Genomic DNA, 20,450 nt, shown 5'->3' with positions numbered 1-20,450 from the left:
TTCCTTTCGCAGGCAGGAGCCTTGCCATGTCTGAACCTTCTGGCGATACGCCCTGTACGGCCCGGCGACCGGACGGCGGCGTGCCCGCCACGCTGCGCATCAACGGCGCCAGCCACGCGCTGACGCTCGACCCGCGCGCCACCCTGCTGGACACTCTGCGCGAAACCCTGCACCTGACCGGCACCAAGAAAGGCTGCGACCACGGCCAGTGCGGCGCCTGTACGGTGCACCTGGACGGCCGGCGGGTCAATGCCTGCCTGGTGCTGGCGGTGGCGGCGGGCGGCCGTGAAATCACCACCATTGAAGGGCTGGGCAGCGCGTCGTCCCTGCATCCGCTGCAGGCCGCCTTTGTCGCGCACGACGGCTACCAGTGCGGCTATTGCACGGCCGGCCAGATCATGTCGGCGGCCGCCTTGCTGCACGAGCCTTGCGGCGGCAGCGACGACGAGGTGCGCGAACTCATGAGCGGCAACATCTGCCGTTGCGGCGCCTACGCCAACATTATTGCGGCCATCCAGGACGTGCGCGGAAAAAGGTAAGGGGCATGCACAGCTTTCACTACACGCGCGCCGCCGACATCGACGAAGCCCTGCGCCTGGCCGCGCAAGCCGGGCCTGGCGAACAGGTGCGCTTCCTGGCGGGCGGCACTACGCTGGTCGACCTGATGAAACTCGATGTCGAGACGCCCACACACCTTATCGACATCAACGGCCTGGGCGGCCTGGACCAGGTCGAGGCCCTGCCCGATGGGCGCACCCGCATCGGCGCGCTGGTGCGCAACGCCGACCTGGCGCGCCATCCGCATATCGCGGCGCAATACCCGGTGCTGTCGCAGGCGCTGCTGGCCGGCGCGTCGGCCCAGCTGCGCAACATGGCCACCACCAGCGGCAACCTGCTGCAGCGCACGCGCTGCGTGTATTTTCGCGATCGCGCCGCGCGCTGCAACAAGCGCAGCCCCGGCAGCGGCTGCGACGCCATCGGCGGCCACAACCGCAGCCTGGCCATCCTGGGCGCCAGCGAGCACTGCATCGCCAGCAACCCGTCGGACATGAATGTGGCCCTGATGGCGCTGGGCGCCACCGTGCACGTGCGCGGCCCCGATGCCGCGCGCGATATCGCGCTGCGCGACTTCTACCTGCTGCCCGGCGACACCCCCCAGCGCGAGACCGTGCTGCAGCCCGGCGAGCTGATCACCCATGTCAGCCTGCCGCCCGTGGCGCCGGGCACGCATTCCACTTACCTGAAGCTGCGCGACCGCGCCTCGTACGAGTTCGCGCTGGCTTCCGCCGCCGTGGTGCTGCAGGCCCGCGACGGCCGCATCGCGGCGGCCGGCATCGCGCTGGGCGGCGTGGGCACCCGGCCCTGGCGCTGCCCGCGGGCCGAGCAACTGCTGGCAGGCCAGCCGCCCGGCCTGGAGCAATACCGGCAGGCCGCGCAGGCCGCCCTGCAGGGCGCCGTCGCGCAAAGCGAGAACGGCTTCAAGATCGAGCTGGCGCGCCGCTGCCTGGTCCACGCGCTGTCCACGGCCCTGCCGCCGCAGTAAGGAAACGCATCATGGACCATCTTCGCCTTGCCCATCCCGATGCCATCGGCCAGCCCAGCCCGCGCATCGACGGGCCCGCCAAGGTCAGCGGCGCGGCGCGCTATACCGCCGATTTCATGTTGCCCGGCATGCTGCATGCGGTGCCGGTGTGCGCCACCATCGCGCATGGCCGCATCGCCAGCCTGGACATCGAGGCCGCCCGCGCCATGCCCGGCGTGCATGCCGTGCTGCACCGGGGCAACCGCCCGCCGCTGGCGCGCGCCGCCAGCGGCTCGATCGACGAGGCCCGCCCGCCGCTGGACGACGACATCATCCGCTATTACGGCCAGTATGTGGCGCTGGTGGTGGCCGACACGCCGCAGCAGGCCCAGGCCGCCGCCAACGCGGTGCGCGTAGGTTATGCCGCGCAGCCGCCCGACGTCTCGCCGCCGTCGGACGAAGAAGACACCCCCAATGTCGAAAGCGAACGCGGCGACGCGGCGGCCGCCTATGACAGCGCGCCGGTGCGGCTGGACGCGGTGTACACCACGCCGGTGGAAACGCACAATTCGATGGAGCTGCACGCCTGCGTGGCCGAATACGACGGCCGGGCCTACACGCTGTACGAAACCTCGCAGGGCGTGGTCAACCACCGCGATGTCGTGGCGCAGATGCTGGGCACCGGCAAGGAGAACGTACGGGTCATTTCGCATTACCTGGGCTCGGGCTTCGGCGGCAAGCTGTGGCCCTGGGCGCATTCGCTGCTGGCGGCCGTGGCCGCGCGCCAGCTGGGCCGGCCGGTGAAACTGGTGATCAGCCGCGCCATGACCTTCCATAGCGCCGGGCACCGCCCGTACACGCGGCAACGCATGCGCCTGGGCGCCACGCCCGACGGCAGGCTGGTGTCGCTGCAGCATCATTACCTTAGCCAGGCGTCGCAGCTGGACAAGTACCGCGAGCGCTGCGGCGAAGCCACGCCGCGCATGTACAGCACGCCCAACCTGCGGGTCTGCTGGGGGCTGGCGCGGCGCCATGTCGGCGCGCCCACCTCCATGCGCGGCCCCGGCGCCGTGCCGGGCATGTACGCGCTGGAATCGGCCATGGACGAACTGGCCGTCGCGCTGCAGATCGATCCCGTGGAACTGCGCCTGCGCAACGAGCCCCGGCTCGACGAAGGCAACGGCCTGCCGTTCTCGTCGCGCCACCTGAGCGAATGCCTGCGGCAGGGCGCCGAACGGTTCGGCTGGCAGCGCCGCCAGCCCGGCGTGGGCGCAATGCGGCAGGGCGACGTGGTGCTGGGCTGGGGCATGGCCTCGTGCTCGTGGCTGGCCCTGCGCATGCCCACCGACGCCCGCGTCACGCTGCACGACGACGGCACGGCCCGGCTGGCCTGCGCCACGCAGGACATCGGCACCGGCACCTACACGGTGCTGGCGCAGCTGGTCAGCGCCGAGACCGGCATCCCGCTGGACCGCATCCAGGTCAGCCTGGGCGACACGCAACTGCCGCCGGGGCCCGTGTCGGGCGGATCGGCCGCCACCGCATCCTTCGTTCCGGCCGCGCTCGAAGCCACGCGCAATGCGGTGCGGGCCGCCTGCGAGCTGGCCGCAAGCGCGGCCGGCCCCTACGTCGGCACGCCCGTGCGGGACCTGGCCATGCGCGCCGGCCGTATCCGCCTGGCCGCCGACGGCGCCGACGCCGGCATGCCGCTGGGCCAGCTGCTGGCCGCGGCCGGCGTGGCCAGCGTGTCGGGCGACGGCCATGGCGACAACGGCAAGGCGCTGAAACGGCAGTACTCGATCAACTCGTACGGCGCGCATTTCGTTGAAGTGGCGTGGCACCCCGCCACGGCGCGGCTGCGCGTGTCGCGCGTGGTAACGGTGATCGACGGCGGACGCATCCTGAATCCGCGCACCGGCCGCAACCAGATAGAAGGCGCCATCGTCATGGGCGTGGGCATGGCCATGCTGGAACAGACCCACTACGACAGCCGCTCGGGCGCGCCCATGAACAGCAACCTGGCCGACTACATCGTGGCCACGCACGCCGACGCGCCGCGGCTGGATGTCAGCTTCCTGGACTACCCCGACTACATCTGGAACGAAGTCGGCGCGCGCGGCATCGGCGAAATCGGCCTGGCCGGCATCGCCGCGGCCATCACCAACGCGGTCTACCACGCCACCGGCGTGCGCGTGCGAGACCTGCCCGTGCGTATCGAAGACCTGCTGTAGAAGCTGCCAAGCCCCAGGTAAGCCCCAGGTGTCGGGCTCCCGCAGGGTGCCTGACACCCATGGCGCTACCTTAAGGCCGATCCGGTGATTTCCTGGCTATTGGCCTTATGCACCTGTGGATATTGCGTTTGGGGTTTGCGTTCTAGCCCCGTCCCGCGTCGTGCGGGCCAGCGGTGTCGGCGCNGCTGCCAAGAAGGCGGTGAAGAAAGCGGTTGCCAAGAAGGCCGTCAAGAAAGTCGCTGCCAAGAAGGCCGTGAAGAAAGCGGTCAAAAAGGCTCCGGCCAAGAAAGCCGCCAAGAAGGCAGTAGCCAAGAAGGCCGTCAAGAAAGCGGCCAAGAAGGCGCCTGCCAAGAAAGCAGCCAAAAAGGCCCCTGCCAAAAAAGCCGCCAAGAAAGCGGTAGCCAAGAAGGCGCCTGCCAAGAAAGCGGCTGCGAAGAAGCCTGCCGCCAAAAAGCCGGCTGCCAAGAAGGCTGCGCCCAAGAAGCCCGCCACGCCGCCGTCCACGGCTGCTGCCCCGGGTGCGAAAACCGCGCTGAACCCTGCCGCGTCGTGGCCGTTCCCGACGGGCGGCCGTCCGTAATACGGGCGGAACCGTTCATTAGCGGTACCCTCAGCCGCCTGGCTTCGGCCAGGCGGCTTTTGTATTTGGGCTTTTGTGTCCGCCCCCGCGCATTGCCACACGGCCGTGCGACAATAAGCCGTTACTTTTTGGCAGACTGCCCCATATGTTCGGCGATATCCTCCGCTTCCTGCTCGAAATCACCTTTACGCTGTTCGGCGCGGCCCTGATCGCGCGCGCCTGGATCCACGCGGTGCGCCTGCACCCTTTCAATCCGCTGGCCCGCGGCGTCTTCCAGGTTACCAACTGGCTGGTGCTGCCCATCCGCAAACTGATCCCGGCCGGCCATTCCATCGACTGGTCCAGCCTGTTCGCCGCCTGGCTGACGGCGCTGGCCTACCTGGTGCTGGTGTGGATGCTGGCCGTGGGCTCGCTGATCCCGGCCGCGCTGCTGCCGGCGGCGCTGGGTTCGTCGCTGCTGATGGTGGCGAAGTGGACACTGAATCTCATCGTATGGCTGACGCTGCTGCAGGCGGTGCTGTCGTGGATCAACCCGATGTCGCCGCTGATGGCGCTGCTGCAAACCCTGACCGCCCCGCTGCTCGAGCCCATCCGACGCATCCTGCCACGCGCCTCGGCCATCGATTTCTCGCCGCTGGTGCTGTTGATCCTGGCGCAGGTCGCGCTGATGATGCTGGCCCGCCTGACCTACGGGTTGCTGGGGGTGTAGGCAGCCAAGGTGTCAGGCTCCGCAGGCGCCTGACACCGAAGTGGGCGACAGCTGATCAATAACACGGTGTCTGACACCCTGGCGGGAGTCAGACACCTGCAACGACCTGGCAACAAAGTGAGATCAATCGGGGACGCCGCGGAGCCGGCTTTGCCGGTCCGCCAGCGTCGCCCCCTTGAGGGGGATGAGCCCGGACATGGAACAGTCCTTGAGGACTGTTCCATGCCTGGCGAATCCGAGCGGCGTGCCAGCCGCGAGGTGGAAAGCGCGCTAGCGCTTCGGGGGTGGGTCAATACGGCGCCACGCGGGTCGGGCCCGCGCCGCTGATCACCTGCACGCGCTGGCCCACGCTGATGGGCACGTCGGCCTCTTGGGCCACCACGCGGGTTTCACCGTTGTCCAGGCGCACGGTGATTTCCAGGCCGGAACTGCGGCCGGCGCGGTTTTCGACCGCGTTGCCGGCCAGTGCGCCCAGAATGGCGCCGCCCACGGTAGCCAGGGCGCGGCCCGTGCCGCCGCCCACCGCGTTGCCCGCCACGCCGCCCAGGGCGCCGCCGGCGATCATGCCCACGCCGCTGGATTTGTCGTCCTGGATGGTAATGGGACGCACGCCGGTGACCGTGCCGATGCGCACGATCTGCTCGCGCTGGGCCTGGTCATACGAATACACGCCGCTGGAGGCGCTGCGGTTGGCGCAGCCGCCCAGCATGGCCATCGAGGCGACGACCGCGGCCACGGCCACCCAGCGGCCGGCGCGCGGCGCCATGACGGAAGAGGACAGGGTTTGGCTCATGTGGACTCCTTCATAGGTAACCACTATTTTATGCAAGTGATAATACTCTGGCGCGCGCCAAAAAAAAGGGTACGAAACAGCATGCAACTTTTAAAACAGTTGCCGCAGCGCAGCGTAACCCCGGCGTAACGCGCCGATGACGGCCCTGCCGGGCCGCCGGCCATGGGCTTCGACCGCCCGCGGGCTTGCAGGTTCCTAGGCCGGCAGGCCGATGCCGTAGGCGGCGCGCAGCTGGGCGTCGATGTCGGCGCGGCTGGGGGCATGGTTTTGCGGGCCGCGCGAGGCAATCTTGATGGCGCCCATCAAGTTGGCCAGCCGGCAGCTGTCCAGCCAGTTCCAGCCGTTGGTCAGCCCGTACAGCAGCCCCGCGCGGTGCGAATCGCCGCAGCCGGTAGGGTCGACCACTCCGGCGGGCCGCACCGGCGGCACGTGCACCGAGGTGCCGCCCGTCAGCAGCGTGGCGCCGTCGGCGCCGCGCGTCACCACTACGGCCTGCAGCTGCGCGGCAATGTCGGCCATGCCGCGGCCGGTGCGCTGCTCGACCACGCCCGCCTCGTAATCGTTCACCGTCAGCGCCTGGGCCAGGCCCAGCATGCGGTCCAGGTCGGCGCCGTCGAACAGCGGCATGGCCTGCCCCAGGTCGAAAATGAACGGGATGCCGGCGGCATGCAGCCGTTCGGCGTGGGCGAACATGCCGGCCTTGGCATCGGGCGCGACGATGGCCCAGCTCGCCTGGGCGCCGCTGAGATCGTTCTGCGCCGACAATTCCATGGCGCCGGGATGGAATGCGGCGATCTGGTTGTCTTCGAGATCGGTGGTGATGAAGCACTGGGCGGTGAATGTGCCCGGCATGACGCGCAGGCGGGAAATATCGATGCCCAGGCCGGCGAAGCGCTCGAGGTAGTCGGCGGCGTCGTCGCCCACCGTGGCCACCGGCACCGGATTTCCGCCCAGTAGCTTCAGGTTGTAGGCGATATTGCCGGCGCACCCGCCGTATTCCTTGCGCATGGCCGGCACCAGGAATGACACGCTGAGCGATTGGATGCGGTCGGGCAGAATATGCTCTTTGAACCGGCCATCGAACACCGCAATTGTGTCAAAGGCCATTGAGCCGCAAACCAGAACGGGAGCCGTCATGCTTGTCATCCTTCAGGGAAAGAACTTGTCGAGTTGGAAACCGTTGACGTGCACGCCGGCCACTTCGATGGGCACCGTGATGTTGATCTCGGCGCCGGGCTCGAAGGGGCCGTCGGCCTGGCCGGGCGGCAGGTAGTCCTGGGGCTGCAGCACCTTGCGCACCACCACGGTATCGGAAAGATCGGTCAGGTCGAGCCGCAGCGCCGGCCAGTGCTGGGGCTGGTCGTAGCGGTTGCGCAGCGACACGCTCAGCACCAGGTGGCTGCGGCCGTCGGTGGGCGCGCCGGCCTGGCCGCGCGGCGGCTGCAGCGATGAAGAGGTGATGAAGATGCGTTCGATGCGGCGCGCATAGCCGATCTGGCAGTCCAGCGGCCGGCACAGGCTGGCCAGCAGCGGACGCAGCGGCGGCGCGGCGGTGGCGATGGCCGAGCGGTACACATACAACAGCTGCAGCGCCAGGAGCAGCAGGCCCAGCACGCAGGCGTAGCCCCACAGGCTGCGCAGCAGGTGGCGGCGGTTCTGGCGGTCGGTATCCAGGAATTCCGGCGGAGTGCGGCCGACATCGGTGGCGCCGTAATAGCGGGTGCGGGCCTCGCCCAGCACGGCGGGCTCGACCTCTACGTGGGTGTCGCCGGCCCCGGTTTCGGTGTCTGGTTCGGCAGCGGCGCCGGCGTGAGCATCCGGCAGCCGGGGCTCGTCATCGTCGGCGGGCTCGTCGTCGAATGCATCGGCGTCGTCTTGCCCGGGCTGGCCCACGTAGGGGTCATGCCTGCGGATATCGGAGCGGCTGCGCAGGACGGCGGGCGAGGCGGCCGGCTGCGCGCCCAGGGCGGGCTCGGGCCGTGCGGCGGGCGCGGCATCGGGCACCGCGGCCAGCACCGGCGCCGCGGGCGCCGCAGGAGGCAATGCAGGCGATACGGGTTCAGGCTGCGGCGCGGGCGGGCTGGACGGCGCGGCCTGGGGAATCTGCGCCACCAGGCAGGCGCGGCCGTCGAAAACCGTGCCGCAGGCGCCGCAGCGCACCAGTCCGTTGCGCACCCGCAGCTGGTCGGGCACCACCTTGAAGGCGGTGCCGCACTGCGGGCAGCGGGTGGTCATGGCCATGGCGCGTCCCCCATGCGGCGCGCGCTCAGGTCTTGCGCCCGTGCAGGCAGACCCAGCCGTCGCGGGCCTGCCAGACCGACATGGCCAGCCAGGGCGCATAGGCGGCCGCCACTTCGTCGGCCTGGCGCTCGAGCACGCCCGACAGCACCAGCCGGCCGCCCGGCGCCACGCGCCCGGCCAGCATGGGCGCCAGCACTTTCAGCGGATTGGACAGGATGTTGGCCACCACCACCTGGTAGGTGCCGTCGGCCAACGCGTCGGGCAGCATGGCCCGCAGGCTGGCCTGGTTGACGCGCGCATTGTCGGCCGTGGCCTGCACTGCCTGCGGATCGATGTCGACCGCGTCGGTGGCGCCGGCGCCCAGCTTGCGGGCCGCGATGGCCAGGATGCCGGAACCGCAGCCGTAGTCGAGCACCGTGGCGCCGGCCGGCAGTTCGGCTTCGAGCCAGGCCAAGCACAGGTGGGTAGTGGGATGGCTGCCGGTGCCGAAGGCCAGGCCCGGGTCGAGTTCGATATGAATGGCGTCTTCGGCCGGAGCGGACGGCCCGGGCACGGCCGGGTCGTCGCGGTGCCAGCTGGGCACGATCCAGAGGCGCCGGGCGATATGGATGGGGCCGAACTGCGACTGCGTCAGCCGCACCCAGTCGGCATCGGGCACGTCGCGCAGGGTCCAGCCGCCGGCCTGGATGGGGTCGAGCCCGGCGCCGGCCATGGCCTGCTCGTAGACCTGGGCCGGGTCGGCGCCGTCGGGCAGCAGCGCCACGACGCGGTTGCGGTCCCAGGCCTGGACGTCGGGCTCGGTGCCGGGCTCGCCGAACAGCGGGCGTTCGGCGTCGGTGCCCAGGTCGGCGTCTTCCACCGAGACCGACAATACGCCGGCTTCGAGCAGCGCATCGGACAGCGCTTCGGCCTGCGCCTCGAGGCAATGAAGCACAAGTTCACGCATGGCTGGTTCTTCCGGTGGGGCGGGCCGCAAGGGCCCGCCTGGGCATCAAGGGCGCTGGGCCAGCTTGTGCTCGAGGTAATGGATGCTGGTGCCGCCTTCGATGAAGCGGGCATCTTGCAGCAGCTCGCGGTGCAGCGGGATGTTGGTGGAAATGCCTTCGACCACCATCTCGGACAGCGCGATGCGCATGCGGGCCAGCGCCTGGTCGCGCGTGTCGCCGTACGTGATGACCTTGGCGATCATCGAGTCGTAGTTGGGCGGCACGAAATAGCCGTTGAACGCGTGCGAATCGATGCGCACCCCGGGGCCGCCCGGCGTATGCCAGTTGGTGATGCGGCCGGGGCTGGGCACGAAGCGGAACGGATCTTCGGCGTTGATGCGGCATTCGATGGCATGGCCCTTGAACTCGATGTCGCGCTGGCGCAGCAGGAATTTCTCGCCCGAGGCGATACGGATCTGCTGCTGGACCAGGTCTACGCCGGTGATGAGTTCGGTGACCGGGTGTTCGACCTGGATGCGGGTGTTCATTTCGATGAAATAGAACTCGCCGTTTTCGTACAGGAATTCGAACGTGCCGGCGCCGCGGTAGCCCATTTTGCGGCAGGCGTCGGCGCAGCGGTCGCCGATGCGCTCGATCAGGCGGCGGGCGATGCCGGGCGCCGGGGCCTCTTCGATGACCTTCTGGTGGCGCCGCTGCATGGAGCAGTCGCGCTCGCCCAGCCACACGGCGTTGCGCCCGCCGTCGGCCAGGATCTGGATTTCGACATGGCGCGGGTTCTCGAGGAACTTCTCCATGTAGACTTCGGGATTGTTGAAGGCCGCGCCGGCTTCGGAACGCGTCATGGTAACGGCGTTGAGCAGCGCGGCCTCGGTGTACACCACCCGCATGCCGCGCCCGCCGCCGCCGCCGGCGGCCTTGATGATCACCGGATAGCCCACTTCGCGGGCCACGCGCATGATTTCCTGGGGATCGTCGGGCAACGCGCCTTCAGAGCCGGGCACCACCGGCACGCCGGCTTCGATCATGGCGCGCTTGGCGCTGACCTTGTCGCCCATCAGCCGGATGGTTTCGGGGCGCGGCCCGATGAACACGAAGCCGCTTTTCTCGACCCGGTCAGCGAAATCGGCGTTTTCGGACAGGAAACCGTAGCCGGGGTGGATGGCCTCGGAATCGGTGACTTCGGCCGCCGAAATGATGGCCGGCATGTTCAGGTAGCTTTCGCGCGACGGCGCCGGCCCGATGCACACGGACTCGTCGGCCAGGCGCACGTACTTGGCGTCGCGGTCGGCCTCGGAGTGCACGACCACCGTCTTGATGCCGAGCTCGCGGCAGGCGCGTTGGATGCGCAGCGCGATCTCGCCGCGGTTGGCGATCAGGATTTTTTCAAACATATGCGCAATCAGCCAATGACGAACAGCGGTTGGCCGTATTCGACGGGTTCGCCATTTTCGACGAGGATCTCTTTGATGACGCCGGACTTGTCGGCTTCGATTTCATTGAGCAGCTTCATGGCTTCGATGATGCACAGCGGGTCGCCTTCTTTGACCGACTGGCCCACGTCGATGAAGGGCGCGGCGCCCGGGTTGGGCGCGCGGTAGAAGGTGCCCACCATGGGCGCCTTGACCACGTGGCCCTGCGGAACGGGCGCGGCCTCGGGGGCCGGCGCGGCGGCCGCGGCGGCAGGAGCCGGCGCGGCGGCGGCCACGGGCGCTTCGGGCACGTGGTAGGCCACCGGCTGCAGCGTCTGCGAGAACTTGACGATGCGGACCTTGCCTTCGCCCTCGGTGATTTCAAGCTCGGCAATGCCCGATTCCGCCACCAGGTCGATCAGGGTTTTGAGTTTTCGGAGGTCCATAGAAGCTGCTTCCCGATTAATGTTGGCGGCGCGTCTGCGTCAGGGCCGCGCCGTATCGTATGTAGAGGTAAAGGTGAATCCGGAGACTGGAATGCCGCACTAATGCCGTGCCGCATAACGCACTGCCGCCTCGTAGCCGTTGGCACCCAGGCCGCAGACCAGGCCGACGGCCAGGTCGGACAGGTAGGAATGCTGCCGGAACGGCTCGCGTTTATACAGGTTCGACAAATGTACTTCAACAAAAGGGATCGCAACCGCCGCCAGGGCGTCGCGCACGGCAACACTGGTGTGCGTGTAGGCTGCCGCGTTGATGACGATGAAATCGGTGCCGTCTTGCCGGGCCGCCTGGATGCGCTCGACCAGCGCGCCTTCGTGGTTGCTTTGCCACGCGGTGAGGCCGATGCCCAGTTGCGCGGCCAGCGCTTCGAGGCCCTGGTTGATCTGCGCCAGCGTGAGGCTGCCGTAGAGATGGGGCTCGCGTGAACCCAGCAGGTTCAGGTTGGGGCCGTGCAATACCAGGATCTGTTGCGCCATGTGGGTTGCGCCGGAAGGCCAGCCGCAAAGTGTCGGCAAAACTATCGATAAACCGCCTTTTTACGCCTATTCACATCATTTGTCCAACAGATACGCCGCCCGCGCCCCATTTTGGTGCACCAGCGGCGCGGCGGATCAGGCGGCCAGGCCGTGCAGTGTACGCTCGAGATCGTCGGGCTGGATCTGGCCGAGGATTTTCCGGTTAATTCGGCCATCTGCATCGAAAACCAAAGTAAACGGCAACCCGCCGGCGGGATTGCCCAGGGTGCGCAGGGTATCTATCGCCCCCGCGCCCATGACCAGCAGAGGATATGAGACAGGCACTTTTTGCAGGAATTGCCGCATGTTTTCGGCTTTATCCACGCCAATGCCCACAAACTGGATGGCGGGGTATTTTTGATGCAAAGCCTGCAATTCGGGCATTTCTTTTACGCACGGCGCGCACCAGGTTGCCCAGAAATTGACCACCATGGGCCGCCCCTGCCAGTCGGCCAGGCTGCGCGGCGTGCCATCGAGGTCGGGCAGCGGCAGCGCGCGCAGCGCGGCGACCGGATCGCCATTGGCGGAAGCCGGGGCGGCGGGCCCGGCGCCGGCACGGCTGCGTTCGCGGTAGGCATAGCCCCCGGCCACGGCCACTGCCGCGGCGGCGCCGGCATACAAGAAGAAACGACGGTTCATAGCCGGATCATAACCGCAGGCGGCGGCCGGCGGGCGAGCCTCTACAATGCGCCCAGGAGAACATCAATGCACCTGCATATTCTTGGCATTTGCGGCACTTTCATGGGCGGCCTGGCGCTGATCGCGCGGGCCGCCGGCCACCGGGTCACGGGCTGCGACACCGCCGTGTACCCCCCGATGAGCACCCAACTGGCCGAGCAGGGCATCGACCTGATCGAAGGCTATGGCGCCGACCAGCTGGCCCTGGCGCCCGACCTGTACGTGATCGGCAATGTGGTGACGCGCGGCAACCCGCTGATGGAAGCCATTCTGGACAGCGGCGCCCGCTATGTATCGGGCCCGCAGTGGCTGGGTGACAACGTGCTGCCGGGCGCCCACGTGCTGGCCGTGGCCGGCACGCACGGCAAGACCACCACCAGCTCGATGCTGGCCTGGATACTCGAGGCGGCCGGCCTGCGGCCCAATTTCCTGATCGGCGGAGTGGCGCACGACCTGAAGGTCTCGGCGCGCTATGACCCGGCGGTGCGGCCGTTCGTGATCGAGGCCGACGAGTACGACACCGCTTTCTTCGACAAGCGCTCGAAGTTCGTGCATTACCGTCCGCGCACGGCCATCTTGAACAACCTGGAATACGACCACGCCGACATCTTCCCCGATCTGGCGGCCATCGAGACCCAGTTCCACCACCTGGTGCGCACCATTCCCGGGCGCGGACGCATTGTGCTGCCCACCGGCAGCCCCGCGCTGGACCGCGTCATGGCGCGCGGCTGCTGGTCGGAAACCGCGCACTTCGGCGCGGGCGGCGCCTGGCAGGCCGGCCCGGCGGACGGCGACGGCGCCTTCGAGGTGCGGCACGGCGACCACGCGGTGGGCACGGTGCGCTGGACGCTGGGCGGCGAGCACAACCGCCTGAACGCCCTGGCGGCGCTGGCGGCGGCCGAACATGCCGGCGTGGACCCGGCCGCGGGCGTGGCCGCGCTGAGCCGCTTCGGCGGCGTGAAGCGCCGCATGGAACTGCGCGGCACGGCCGGCGGCGTGAAGGTGTACGACGATTTCGCGCACCACCCCACCGCCATTGAAACCACCGTGGAAGGCCTGCGGCGCCAGGTGGGCCAGGCGCGCATCCTGGCGGTGCTGGAGCCTCGCTCGAACACCATGAAGCTGGGCGCCATGGCGGCCCGCCTGCCCGGCGCGCTGCAGGGCGCCGACCGGGTATTCTGCTTCGGCGCGCGCAGCGGCAAGCACGCGCTGGGCTGGAACCCCGATGAAGTGCTGGCCCCGCTGGGCGAACGCGCCTCCAGCTACGACGACCTGGACGCCCTGGTGGCCGCGGTGGCGCAGGCCGCCCGCCCCGGCGACCACGTGCTGGTGATGAGCAACGGCGGCTTCGGTGGCGTGCACGGCAAGCTGCTCGAGGCCCTGGCGCGGCGGGACGCGCCATGATCCTGTACCTGCACGGCTTTCGCTCGTCGCCCGAGTCGTTCAAGGCCCGCCTGATGGCGCAGGCCATGGCCGCGCGGGGCCTGGCGGGCGGACGCGACTGGCAGTGCCCGCAACTGCCGGCCAGCCCCCGCCAGGCGCTGGACCTGGCGCTGAGCCTGGCGCACGGCCAGCTGGCCCGGGCCGACAGCCCGCGCCGCCTGACCATCATCGGATCGTCGCTGGGCGGCTACTACGCCACCTGGCTGGCCGAACAGCTGGACTGCAAGGCCGTGCTGCTCAACCCCGCGGTCGAGGCGGCGCGCGACCTGGCCACGCAGGTGGGCCAGCATCGCATGTATCATTCCGACGCGCCGTTCGAGTTCCGCGCCGAGTATGTCGATGAACTGGCCGCGGCGCGAGTGGCGGCCGTGACGCAACCCGAACGTTATTTCCTGGTGGCGGCCACCGGCGACGAAGTCCTGGACTGGCGTGAAATGCAGGCGCGCTATGCCGGCTGCCGGCAGCGCATCGTGCAGGGCAGCGACCACGGGCTGTCGGATTTCGAGCGCTGGCTGCCCGAGGTGCTGGATTTTGCCTGCGCGGCCCCCGGCCCCTGACCCAACCCCCGTTCCAGCTATATAAACAAGCAGAAGCCCGCCCCGCGCGGGCCAGCGCGGATGCCGCGCCCTCGATGGACTGATTATGTACGTGCTTTACGAAGAAGACGGCGGCTTCAAGGCCGCCAATATCCTGTCCGAGACCGACGCCAGCCTGCAGGTGGAGTCGGAATCGGGCAAGCGCAGCAAGATCAAGCGCGCCAACACGCTGTTCACCTTCGCCGAGCCGGCGCCGGCCGCGCTGCTGGCCCAGGCCGCGCAGGCCGCCGAGGCGCTGGACCTGCAGTTCTTGTGGGAATGCGCGCCGCAGGAAGAATTCGACTCGGCCGCCCTGGCGGCCGATTATTTCGGCCATGTGCCCGGCGCCGTGGAGCAGGCCGCGCTGCTGATGCGCCTGCACGGCGCGCCGGCGTACTTCCACCGGCGCGGCAAGGGCCGCTACCGGCCGGCGCCCCCGGACATCCTGGCGGCGGCGCTGGCGGCGCTGGACAAGAAGCAGAAGCAGGCCGAGCAGCAGCAGCAGTGGGTCGACGAGATGGCGGCGGGCCGCCTGCCCGACGACATTGCCCAGGCGGCCGAATCGCTGCTGATCCGGCCCGACAAAAACAGCATGCAATGGAAGGCCCTGGACGCCGCCTGCGCGCGGCTGCAGAAAAGCCCCGACCGCCTGCTGCTGGAACTGGGCGCCTGGCCGCATCCGCTGGCCCTGCACAAGCGCCGCTTTCTGGCCACGCACTTTCCGCGCGGAACCGGTTTTCCGGACACCGCCATCCCGCCGCTGGAACGCGAACTGCCGCTGGCCGACGCCGAGATCTATTCGGTGGATGACATCACCACCACCGAAATCGACGATGCGCTGTCGGTTTGCGCCCTGCCCGACGGCAAGGTGCGCGTCGGCATCCACGTAGCCGCGCCGGGCCTGGCCGTGGCCCGCGGCAGCGAGCTCGACAAGCTGGCGCGTGCGCGCCTCTCCACCGTGTACATGCCAGGCGAGAAGATTCCCATGCAGCCCGACAATGTCATCCAGGCGTTTTCGCTGGATGCGGGCCGCGAGGTGCCGGCGCTGTCGCTGTATATAACGGCCGATCCGGCCAGCGGCGAGATCATTGCGTCGGAGACGCGGGTGGAGCGCGTGGTGGTGCGCGAGAACCTGCGCCACAACGAACTCGATGGGCAGGTCACCGAGGCCGCCCTGAACGACCCCGATGCGCCGCTGCCCTACGGGCATTGGCTGCGGCCGCTGTGGCGGCTGGCCAGCGCGCTGTCGGCGCAGCGCGACGCCGTGCGCGGCAAGCCCGAGAACAATTCACGGGTGGAATACAGCTTTTACCTGGACGGCAGCCCCGACGACCCCGACACGCCGGTGCGCCTGGTGCCGCGCCAGCGCAACGCGCCACTGGACCGCATGGTGGCCGAATACATGATCCTGGCCAACAATGTGTGGGGCGGCCTGCTGCACCAGCACGGCGTGCCGGGCATCTACCGCTCGCAGCAGGCCGGGCGGGTGCGCATGAGCACCCAGGCCCTGCCGCACGAGGCCATCGGGGTGCCGCAATATGCCTGGAGCACCTCGCCGCTGCGCCGCTATGTCGACCTGGTGAACCAGTGGCAGCTGATCGCCGCGGTCGAGCACGGCGTATCGGCCCGCCTGGTGGCCCCTTTCAAGCCGCGCGACGCCGACCTGTTCGCGATCATCGGCGCCTTCGACGCCCAGTACGCCGCCTGGAACGAGTTCCAGGGCAACATGGAACGCTACTGGTGCCTGCGCTGGCTGCAGCAGCAGGGCATCACCCGCGCGGTAGCGCACGTGCTGCGCGAAGACCTGGTGCGGCTGGGCAATGCGCCGCTGGTGACGCGGGTGGGCGGCCTGCCCGAACTCGAACGCGGCACCGCTGTCGAGTTGGACATCCTGGGGGTGGATGAGTTGGCGCTCGAGGTGGATTGCCGGTACGCGGGGTTGGCGGGGTGAGGGTTTTTTCTTCTGGCGTCGGCGCGGGGTGGCGGGGCTGCCTCGGCTTCACGGTGCCGTCCGGGCGCCCTGCGCGGCGGAAATAACCGTTCACCCGAATCAGCGCCAAGGTGTCTGACTCCCGCAGGGTGTCGGACACCGTACGACTGAGACGGNGTAGAGCTCGGGGGTGACCAGGGGCTGCAGCACGGGCTTGAGGGCCACGCCCAGCAGCGGAAACATGATGAAGGTGGCCGAGAAGATCGTCAGGTGCAGCCGCCAGTGAGTGAAGCCGGCAACGATGGCTTCGCGCGGCAGCCGCGCGCCGTGCAGGAAGAACAGCAGGGCGATGCCGATGTTGGTGATCCAGGTAAATGCCACGATCCCCTTGCCGTGGGCGGGCAGCACGCTGGCGAGCAGGACGGTGATGATGAGGAACAGCGTGAAGCGGTCGGGCAGGAAGCGGGCGTAGCGGGACATGGAAGGCGGTTGCTGGCAGACTGCGGCCGGGCGGCGGCCAAAGGGCGGTATTGTAGACGGCCTGCCGGGCGCGGGTGTTCAGGCTGCTGTTAGGAGCGGGGCTTGTGATCGGGTTTGCGTTTGGCCCCGTCCCGCGCGGATTCAAATCACCAAGGTGTCCGACTCCCCCAGGGTGTCGGACACCGATGGCCTGAAGACACCCGGATGCTAAGGCGTCATGGCCAGCGCCAGGTCGAAGGCGGCGACTAGTGAGGAATGGTCGGCCACGCCCTTCCAGGCGATGTCGAAGGCGGTGCCGTGGTCGACGCTGGTGCGCACGAAGGGCAGGCCGACGGTGACGTTGACGCCCTGGTCCACGCCCAGGTACTTCACCGGGATCAGGCCCTGGTCGTGGTACTGCGCCACCACGATATCGAACTCGCCGCGCCGGGCGCGCATGAAGACGGTGTCGCCGGGCCAGGGGCCCGAGACGTCCAGGCCGTCGGCGCGCGCCTGGGCGATGGCCGGCGCGATGATGTCCAGGTCTTCGCGCCCGAACTTGCCGTCTTCGCCGGCGTGCGGGTTCAGGCCGGTCACGGCGATGCGCGGCCTGGCGATGCCCATCTGGCGGCAGGCCCGGTCGGCCAGCTTCATCGCGCGCGCCTCGGCCTGGGGCGTGATGGCGCGCGGCACGTCCGCCAGCGCCATGTGAATGGTGACCAGCAGCACGCGCAATTCATCGTTGGCCAGCATCATGGCGAAATCGGCCGTGTGCGAGCGCTCGGCCAGGATCTCGGTGTGGCCCGGCTGGTCGATGCCGGCCAGGTGCATGGAATGCTTGCTCAGCGGGGCGGTGACAATGGCGCGGATGCGGCCGGCCTGGGCGTCGTCGATGGCCGCGCACAGGTAATCGTAGGCGGCCTGGCCCGCGGCGGCGCTGGCGCGGCCGGCTGGCAGGCCGGCGGGCAGCGGCGCCGCGCAGGACACCACCTCGATGCGGCCCGGGCCGCCCCGGGCCTGGCCGGCATCGTCGATCTCGGCAATGTCCAGGCGCGCACCCAGCAGCGCAGCGGCGCGTCGCATGGCATCGGCGTCGCCATACACGACCGCCGGTGCCTTCAGGCCCTGCGCACAGGCCTTGACGACGATTTCCGGGCCGATGCCGGCGGCATCGCCCATGGTGATGCCGACCGGCGCATGCTCATGCATTACAGGACGTCGCCCGCATAATCGGCCAGGCGCGAGCGTTCGCCGCGCTGCAGCGTGACGTGGCCGGCGTGCGGCCACCCCTTGAAGCGGTCCACCACGAAGGTCAGGCCCGAACTGCCCTCGGTAAGGTAGGGGGTGTCGATCTGCGCCACGTTGCCCAGGCACACCACCTTGGTGCCCGGGCCGGCCCGGGTGACCAGGGTCTTCATCTGCTTGGGCGTCAGGTTCTGCGCCTCGTCGATGATCAGGTACTTGTTTAGGAAGGTGCGGCCGCGCATGAAGTTCAGCGATTTCACCTTGATGCGCGAGCGGATCAGGTCCATGGTGGCCGCGCGGCCCCAGTCGCCGCCGTCGCCATCGCCCATGTTGAGCACGTCCAGGTTGTCTTCCAGCGCGCCCATCCAGGGCAGCATCTTTTCTTCTTCGGTGCCGGGCAGGAAGCCGATGTCTTCGCCCACCGGCACCGTGACGCGCGTCATGATGATTTCGGTGTAGCGCTTGGTTTCCAGCACTTGCGTAATGCCCGCCGCCAGGGCCAGCAGGGTCTTGCCGGTGCCGGCCTGGCCCAGCAGCGACACGAAGTCGCAATCGGGGTTCATCAGCAGGTTCAGGGCGAAGTTCTGTTCGCGGTTGCGCGCGGTGATGCCCCACACATTGTTCTTGCCGTGGGTGTAGTCGCGCAGCGTGGCCAGCACGGCGGTCTTGCCGCTGACCTCGCGCACCTGCGCATACAGCGGCATCTGACCTTCGAAGTAAACGAACTGGTTCACCATGAACTGCGAACACAGCGGCCCGTGCACGCGGTAGAACGTGGTGCCGCCCTGCTGCCAGGACTCCACGTCTTTGCCGTGGCGGTTCCAGAAGTCTTCGGGCAGCTGCATCACGCCCGAATACATCAGGTCGGTGTCTTCCAGGACGTGGTCGTTGTAGTAGTCCTCGGCCGCCATGCCCAGCGTGCGGGCCTTCAGGCGCATGTTGATGTCCTTGGACACCAGCACGACTTCGCGCTGCGGGAATTTCTCTTGCAGGGCGCGCACCACTCCCAGGATCTGGTTGTCGGCCTTGCCCATGGGCAGGTCCGACGGCAGGGTGCTGTGAATGGCCGTGGTCTGGAACAACAGGCGGCCGGTGGCATCCTTGTTGCCCAGCGCGCTCAGTTCCAGGCCGTCATCGAGCTGCCTGGCGTCGTGCACCAGCGCGTCCAGCGAGCGGCTGACCTGGCGCGCATTGCGCGCCACTTCCGACATGCCCTTTTTCTGGTGGTCGAGCTCTTCCAGCGTCATCATGGGCAGGAAGATGTCGTGTTCTTCGAAGCGGAACAGCGACGACGGATCGTGCAGCAGCACGTTGGTGTCCAGCACGAACAGCTTGCGGGCCGCCTGCTGGGCGCGGGTCTTGGGCTTGCGCGCCGCGGCGGGGGCCGGCTTGGCCGGACGGACGGCGGCCACCGGCGCGGGGGCGGGAACGGCCGCGCTGGCGGCGGCCTGCGGCTTGAAGCCGTCGAGTTCGGGCTGCACCGGCAGCGGTTTTGCGGCGGGGGCGGGAGCGGCCGGTTCGGCACGCTTGGCCGGCCGGGTCTTGCTTCGGGCGGCTTCGCCCGAGGGGAATGTCAGGATGGCTGCGGGTCGGGAGGGCAACTTCGGTAGCGGCATATAGGTGATTCTCCTGTGGGGCCGGCTATAGCGCCTGACGATGATTCCAGTACGGGTTCAACCGATACTGCGGGCGGCCTGCAGCACTTCGCTGGCGTGGTTGGGCACCTTGACCCCGCGCCATTCCTGCACCAGGCGGCCCTCGGCATCGACCAGAAACGTGCTGCGTTCGATGCCGCGTACCTGTTTACCGTACATATTCTTCTGCTTGATGACGCCGTACAGATTGCATACCGTTTCGTCCGTGTCTGAAATAAGAGGGAAGGGCAACTGGTACTTGGTCTGGAAATTCTGGTGCGATTTCAGCGAGTCGCGCGAAATGCCCACCACCACGGCCCCGGCCGACAGAAAATCGGCGTGCAGGTCGCGGAAATCCTGGCTTTCGGTGGTGCAGCCGGGGGTGTTGTCTTTGGGATAAAAATACAGAATCACGGCGCGGCCGCGGCACTGTTCGAGGCTGATGGGGCCGATCGTGCTTTCGGCGGTGAATTGCGGCGCGGGCTTGCCTATGTGCGGCGTCATGCGGGGGTATCTCCTTGGGTGGGCAGCAGCGCGACGACCACGCGCCGGCCTTCTGCCATCAGGATGTTGTAGGTGCGGGCGGCCGCCTGGGTATCCATGACCTCGACGCCGATGCCGGCCGCCAGCAGGGGGCGCAACACTTGCTGGCCCAGCAGCCGCTGCCGGCTGCCCGTGCCCACCAGCAGCACTTCCGGGCCCTGGCCGGCCGTGGGGGCGGCCGTTTCGGGGGCATCCAGGAACGCCATGGGGTCGCGCGGGGCCTCGGTCAGGCCGGCGGCCTGCTGGAGCAGGGCGGGGGTGATGTCGGTGGCGGCCTGGACCGGCCATTCGGCAACGGCGCCTTCGGGGCCAAAGGCTACCGCGTGGGAAAATCGTACCTGGTTGACCTCGATATAGCCGTCACCGTAGGCGGTAACGGTATTCAGGGCCGATGCAGGGTCGGTGTGCAGCTTCAATAAAAACTCCGGCTTTATGATTCCGATCATAGCGCATCGGAATGAGCCCATGTTGCAGGGTATCCACGGGCATTGG

19 protein-coding genes and 2 pseudogenes are annotated in these 20,450 nt (G+C 68.5%); 8 read left to right on the top strand and 13 right to left on the bottom strand.

Translation table 11 applies throughout. The features are described 5' to 3' along the window. The first annotated feature begins 26 nt into the window (after positions 1 to 26). The 5 genes and pseudogenes from J2P76_RS14720 (at position 27) to J2P76_RS14700 (ending at position 5,042) form a co-directional block, all read left to right on the top strand. Positions 27 to 539, top strand: a complete 513-nt coding sequence (locus tag J2P76_RS14720) for a (2Fe-2S)-binding protein (protein WP_207408436.1) — start codon at positions 27 to 29, stop codon at positions 537 to 539. Positions 540 to 544: 5 nt separating this feature from the next. Further along, positions 545 to 1,543: an FAD binding domain-containing protein gene (locus J2P76_RS14715; protein WP_207408435.1), complete on the top strand. Its 999-nt coding sequence runs from the start codon at positions 545 to 547 to the stop codon at positions 1,541 to 1,543. Positions 1,544 to 1,554: 11 nt separating this feature from the next. Continuing rightward, a complete protein-coding gene (locus tag J2P76_RS14710; RefSeq protein ID WP_207408434.1) occupies positions 1,555 to 3,753 on the top strand; it encodes a xanthine dehydrogenase family protein molybdopterin-binding subunit in 2,199 nt (732 codons plus the stop codon). 184 nt (positions 3,754 to 3,937) lie between these two features. Further along, positions 3,938 to 4,333, top strand: a pseudogene (locus J2P76_RS14705) (histone H1-like repetitive region-containing protein); the annotation flags it as partial. A 145-nt stretch (positions 4,334 to 4,478) separates the two neighbouring features. Further along, positions 4,479 to 5,042 (top strand): YggT family protein, encoded by a 564-nt coding sequence (locus J2P76_RS14700; RefSeq protein ID WP_207408433.1) that lies wholly within the window; start codon positions 4,479 to 4,481, stop codon positions 5,040 to 5,042. Positions 5,043 to 5,331: 289 nt separating this feature from the next. On the opposite strand, the gene J2P76_RS14695 is transcribed toward J2P76_RS14700, so the two are convergent. The 8 genes from J2P76_RS14695 to J2P76_RS14660 form a co-directional block, all read right to left on the bottom strand. Further along, positions 5,332 to 5,835, bottom strand: coding sequence for a glycine zipper 2TM domain-containing protein (locus J2P76_RS14695; protein ID WP_207408432.1), 504 nt, complete (start codon positions 5,833 to 5,835; stop codon positions 5,332 to 5,334). A gap of 195 nt (positions 5,836 to 6,030) precedes the next feature. Then, positions 6,031 to 6,972, bottom strand: coding sequence for a carbohydrate kinase family protein (locus tag J2P76_RS14690; protein ID WP_207408431.1), 942 nt, complete (start codon positions 6,970 to 6,972; stop codon positions 6,031 to 6,033). 12 nt (positions 6,973 to 6,984) lie between these two features. After that, a complete protein-coding gene (locus tag J2P76_RS14685; RefSeq protein ID WP_207408430.1) occupies positions 6,985 to 8,076 on the bottom strand; it encodes a DUF3426 domain-containing protein in 1,092 nt (363 codons plus the stop codon). Between the two features lie 25 nt (positions 8,077 to 8,101). After that, positions 8,102 to 9,022, bottom strand: a complete 921-nt coding sequence (gene prmA, locus J2P76_RS14680) for a 50S ribosomal protein L11 methyltransferase (protein WP_207408429.1) — start codon at positions 9,020 to 9,022, stop codon at positions 8,102 to 8,104. Positions 9,023 to 9,067: 45 nt separating this feature from the next. Beyond that, positions 9,068 to 10,414 (bottom strand): acetyl-CoA carboxylase biotin carboxylase subunit, encoded by a 1,347-nt coding sequence (accC, locus tag J2P76_RS14675; protein ID WP_207408428.1) that lies wholly within the window; start codon positions 10,412 to 10,414, stop codon positions 9,068 to 9,070. Positions 10,415 to 10,422: 8 nt separating this feature from the next. Further along, the gene (gene accB / locus J2P76_RS14670) at positions 10,423 to 10,878 is read right to left on the bottom strand and encodes an acetyl-CoA carboxylase biotin carboxyl carrier protein (protein WP_207408427.1); all 456 of its coding nucleotides are present in this window, start codon (positions 10,876 to 10,878) and stop codon (positions 10,423 to 10,425) included. A 99-nt stretch (positions 10,879 to 10,977) separates the two neighbouring features. Further along, a complete protein-coding gene (aroQ, locus tag J2P76_RS14665; protein WP_207408426.1) occupies positions 10,978 to 11,412 on the bottom strand; it encodes a type II 3-dehydroquinate dehydratase in 435 nt (144 codons plus the stop codon). 135 nt (positions 11,413 to 11,547) lie between these two features. Next, positions 11,548 to 12,090: a TlpA family protein disulfide reductase gene (locus tag J2P76_RS14660; protein WP_207408425.1), complete on the bottom strand. Its 543-nt coding sequence runs from the start codon at positions 12,088 to 12,090 to the stop codon at positions 11,548 to 11,550. Between the two features lie 66 nt (positions 12,091 to 12,156). On the opposite strand from J2P76_RS14660, the gene mpl reads away from it, so the two are divergent. From mpl to J2P76_RS14645, 3 genes are all read left to right on the top strand, one after another. Continuing rightward, positions 12,157 to 13,533 (top strand): UDP-N-acetylmuramate:L-alanyl-gamma-D-glutamyl-meso-diaminopimelate ligase, encoded by a 1,377-nt coding sequence (mpl, locus tag J2P76_RS14655; RefSeq protein ID WP_207408424.1) that lies wholly within the window; start codon positions 12,157 to 12,159, stop codon positions 13,531 to 13,533. Continuing rightward, complete coding sequence (locus J2P76_RS14650) at positions 13,530 to 14,129, top strand: YqiA/YcfP family alpha/beta fold hydrolase (RefSeq protein ID WP_207408423.1); 600 nt, start codon at positions 13,530 to 13,532, stop codon at positions 14,127 to 14,129. Before mpl ends, J2P76_RS14650 begins: the two co-directional genes overlap by 4 nt. 85 nt (positions 14,130 to 14,214) lie before the next feature. Further along, on the top strand, positions 14,215 to 16,098 hold the full coding sequence (locus J2P76_RS14645) for a ribonuclease catalytic domain-containing protein (protein WP_207408422.1): 1,884 nt from the start codon (positions 14,215 to 14,217) through the stop codon (positions 16,096 to 16,098). A 111-nt stretch (positions 16,099 to 16,209) separates the two neighbouring features. Here the strand turns inward: J2P76_RS14645 and J2P76_RS14640 are convergent. The 5 genes and pseudogenes from J2P76_RS14640 to J2P76_RS14620 all read right to left on the bottom strand — a co-directional run. Then, a pseudogene (locus tag J2P76_RS14640) lies at positions 16,210 to 16,557 on the bottom strand (bile acid:sodium symporter); the annotation flags it as partial. 207 nt (positions 16,558 to 16,764) lie between these two features. Next, the gene (gene pdxA, locus J2P76_RS14635; protein ID WP_207408421.1) at positions 16,765 to 17,745 is read right to left on the bottom strand and encodes a 4-hydroxythreonine-4-phosphate dehydrogenase PdxA; all 981 of its coding nucleotides are present in this window, start codon (positions 17,743 to 17,745) and stop codon (positions 16,765 to 16,767) included. After that, a complete protein-coding gene (locus J2P76_RS14630) occupies positions 17,745 to 19,397 on the bottom strand; it encodes a PhoH family protein (protein WP_207408420.1) in 1,653 nt (550 codons plus the stop codon). Before J2P76_RS14630 ends, pdxA begins: the two co-directional genes overlap by 1 nt. A gap of 57 nt (positions 19,398 to 19,454) precedes the next feature. After that, complete coding sequence (locus J2P76_RS14625) at positions 19,455 to 19,919, bottom strand: peroxiredoxin (protein WP_207408419.1); 465 nt, start codon at positions 19,917 to 19,919, stop codon at positions 19,455 to 19,457. Then, positions 19,916 to 20,374 carry an Mth938-like domain-containing protein gene (locus J2P76_RS14620; protein WP_207408418.1) on the bottom strand — a complete coding sequence of 153 codons (459 nt, stop codon included), beginning with the start codon at positions 20,372 to 20,374 and terminating at the stop codon, positions 19,916 to 19,918. The genes J2P76_RS14625 and J2P76_RS14620 overlap by 4 nt, the downstream gene beginning before the upstream one ends. Positions 20,375 to 20,450: the final 76 nt, after the last annotated feature.

Source organism: Bordetella petrii (assembly GCF_017356245.1).
Taxonomy (GTDB): Bacteria; Pseudomonadota; Gammaproteobacteria; order Burkholderiales; family Burkholderiaceae_B; genus Bordetella_A; species Bordetella_A petrii_D.
The sequence above is the reverse complement of the archived record's forward strand: the minus strand, read 5'-3'. Positions and strand labels throughout refer to the sequence as shown.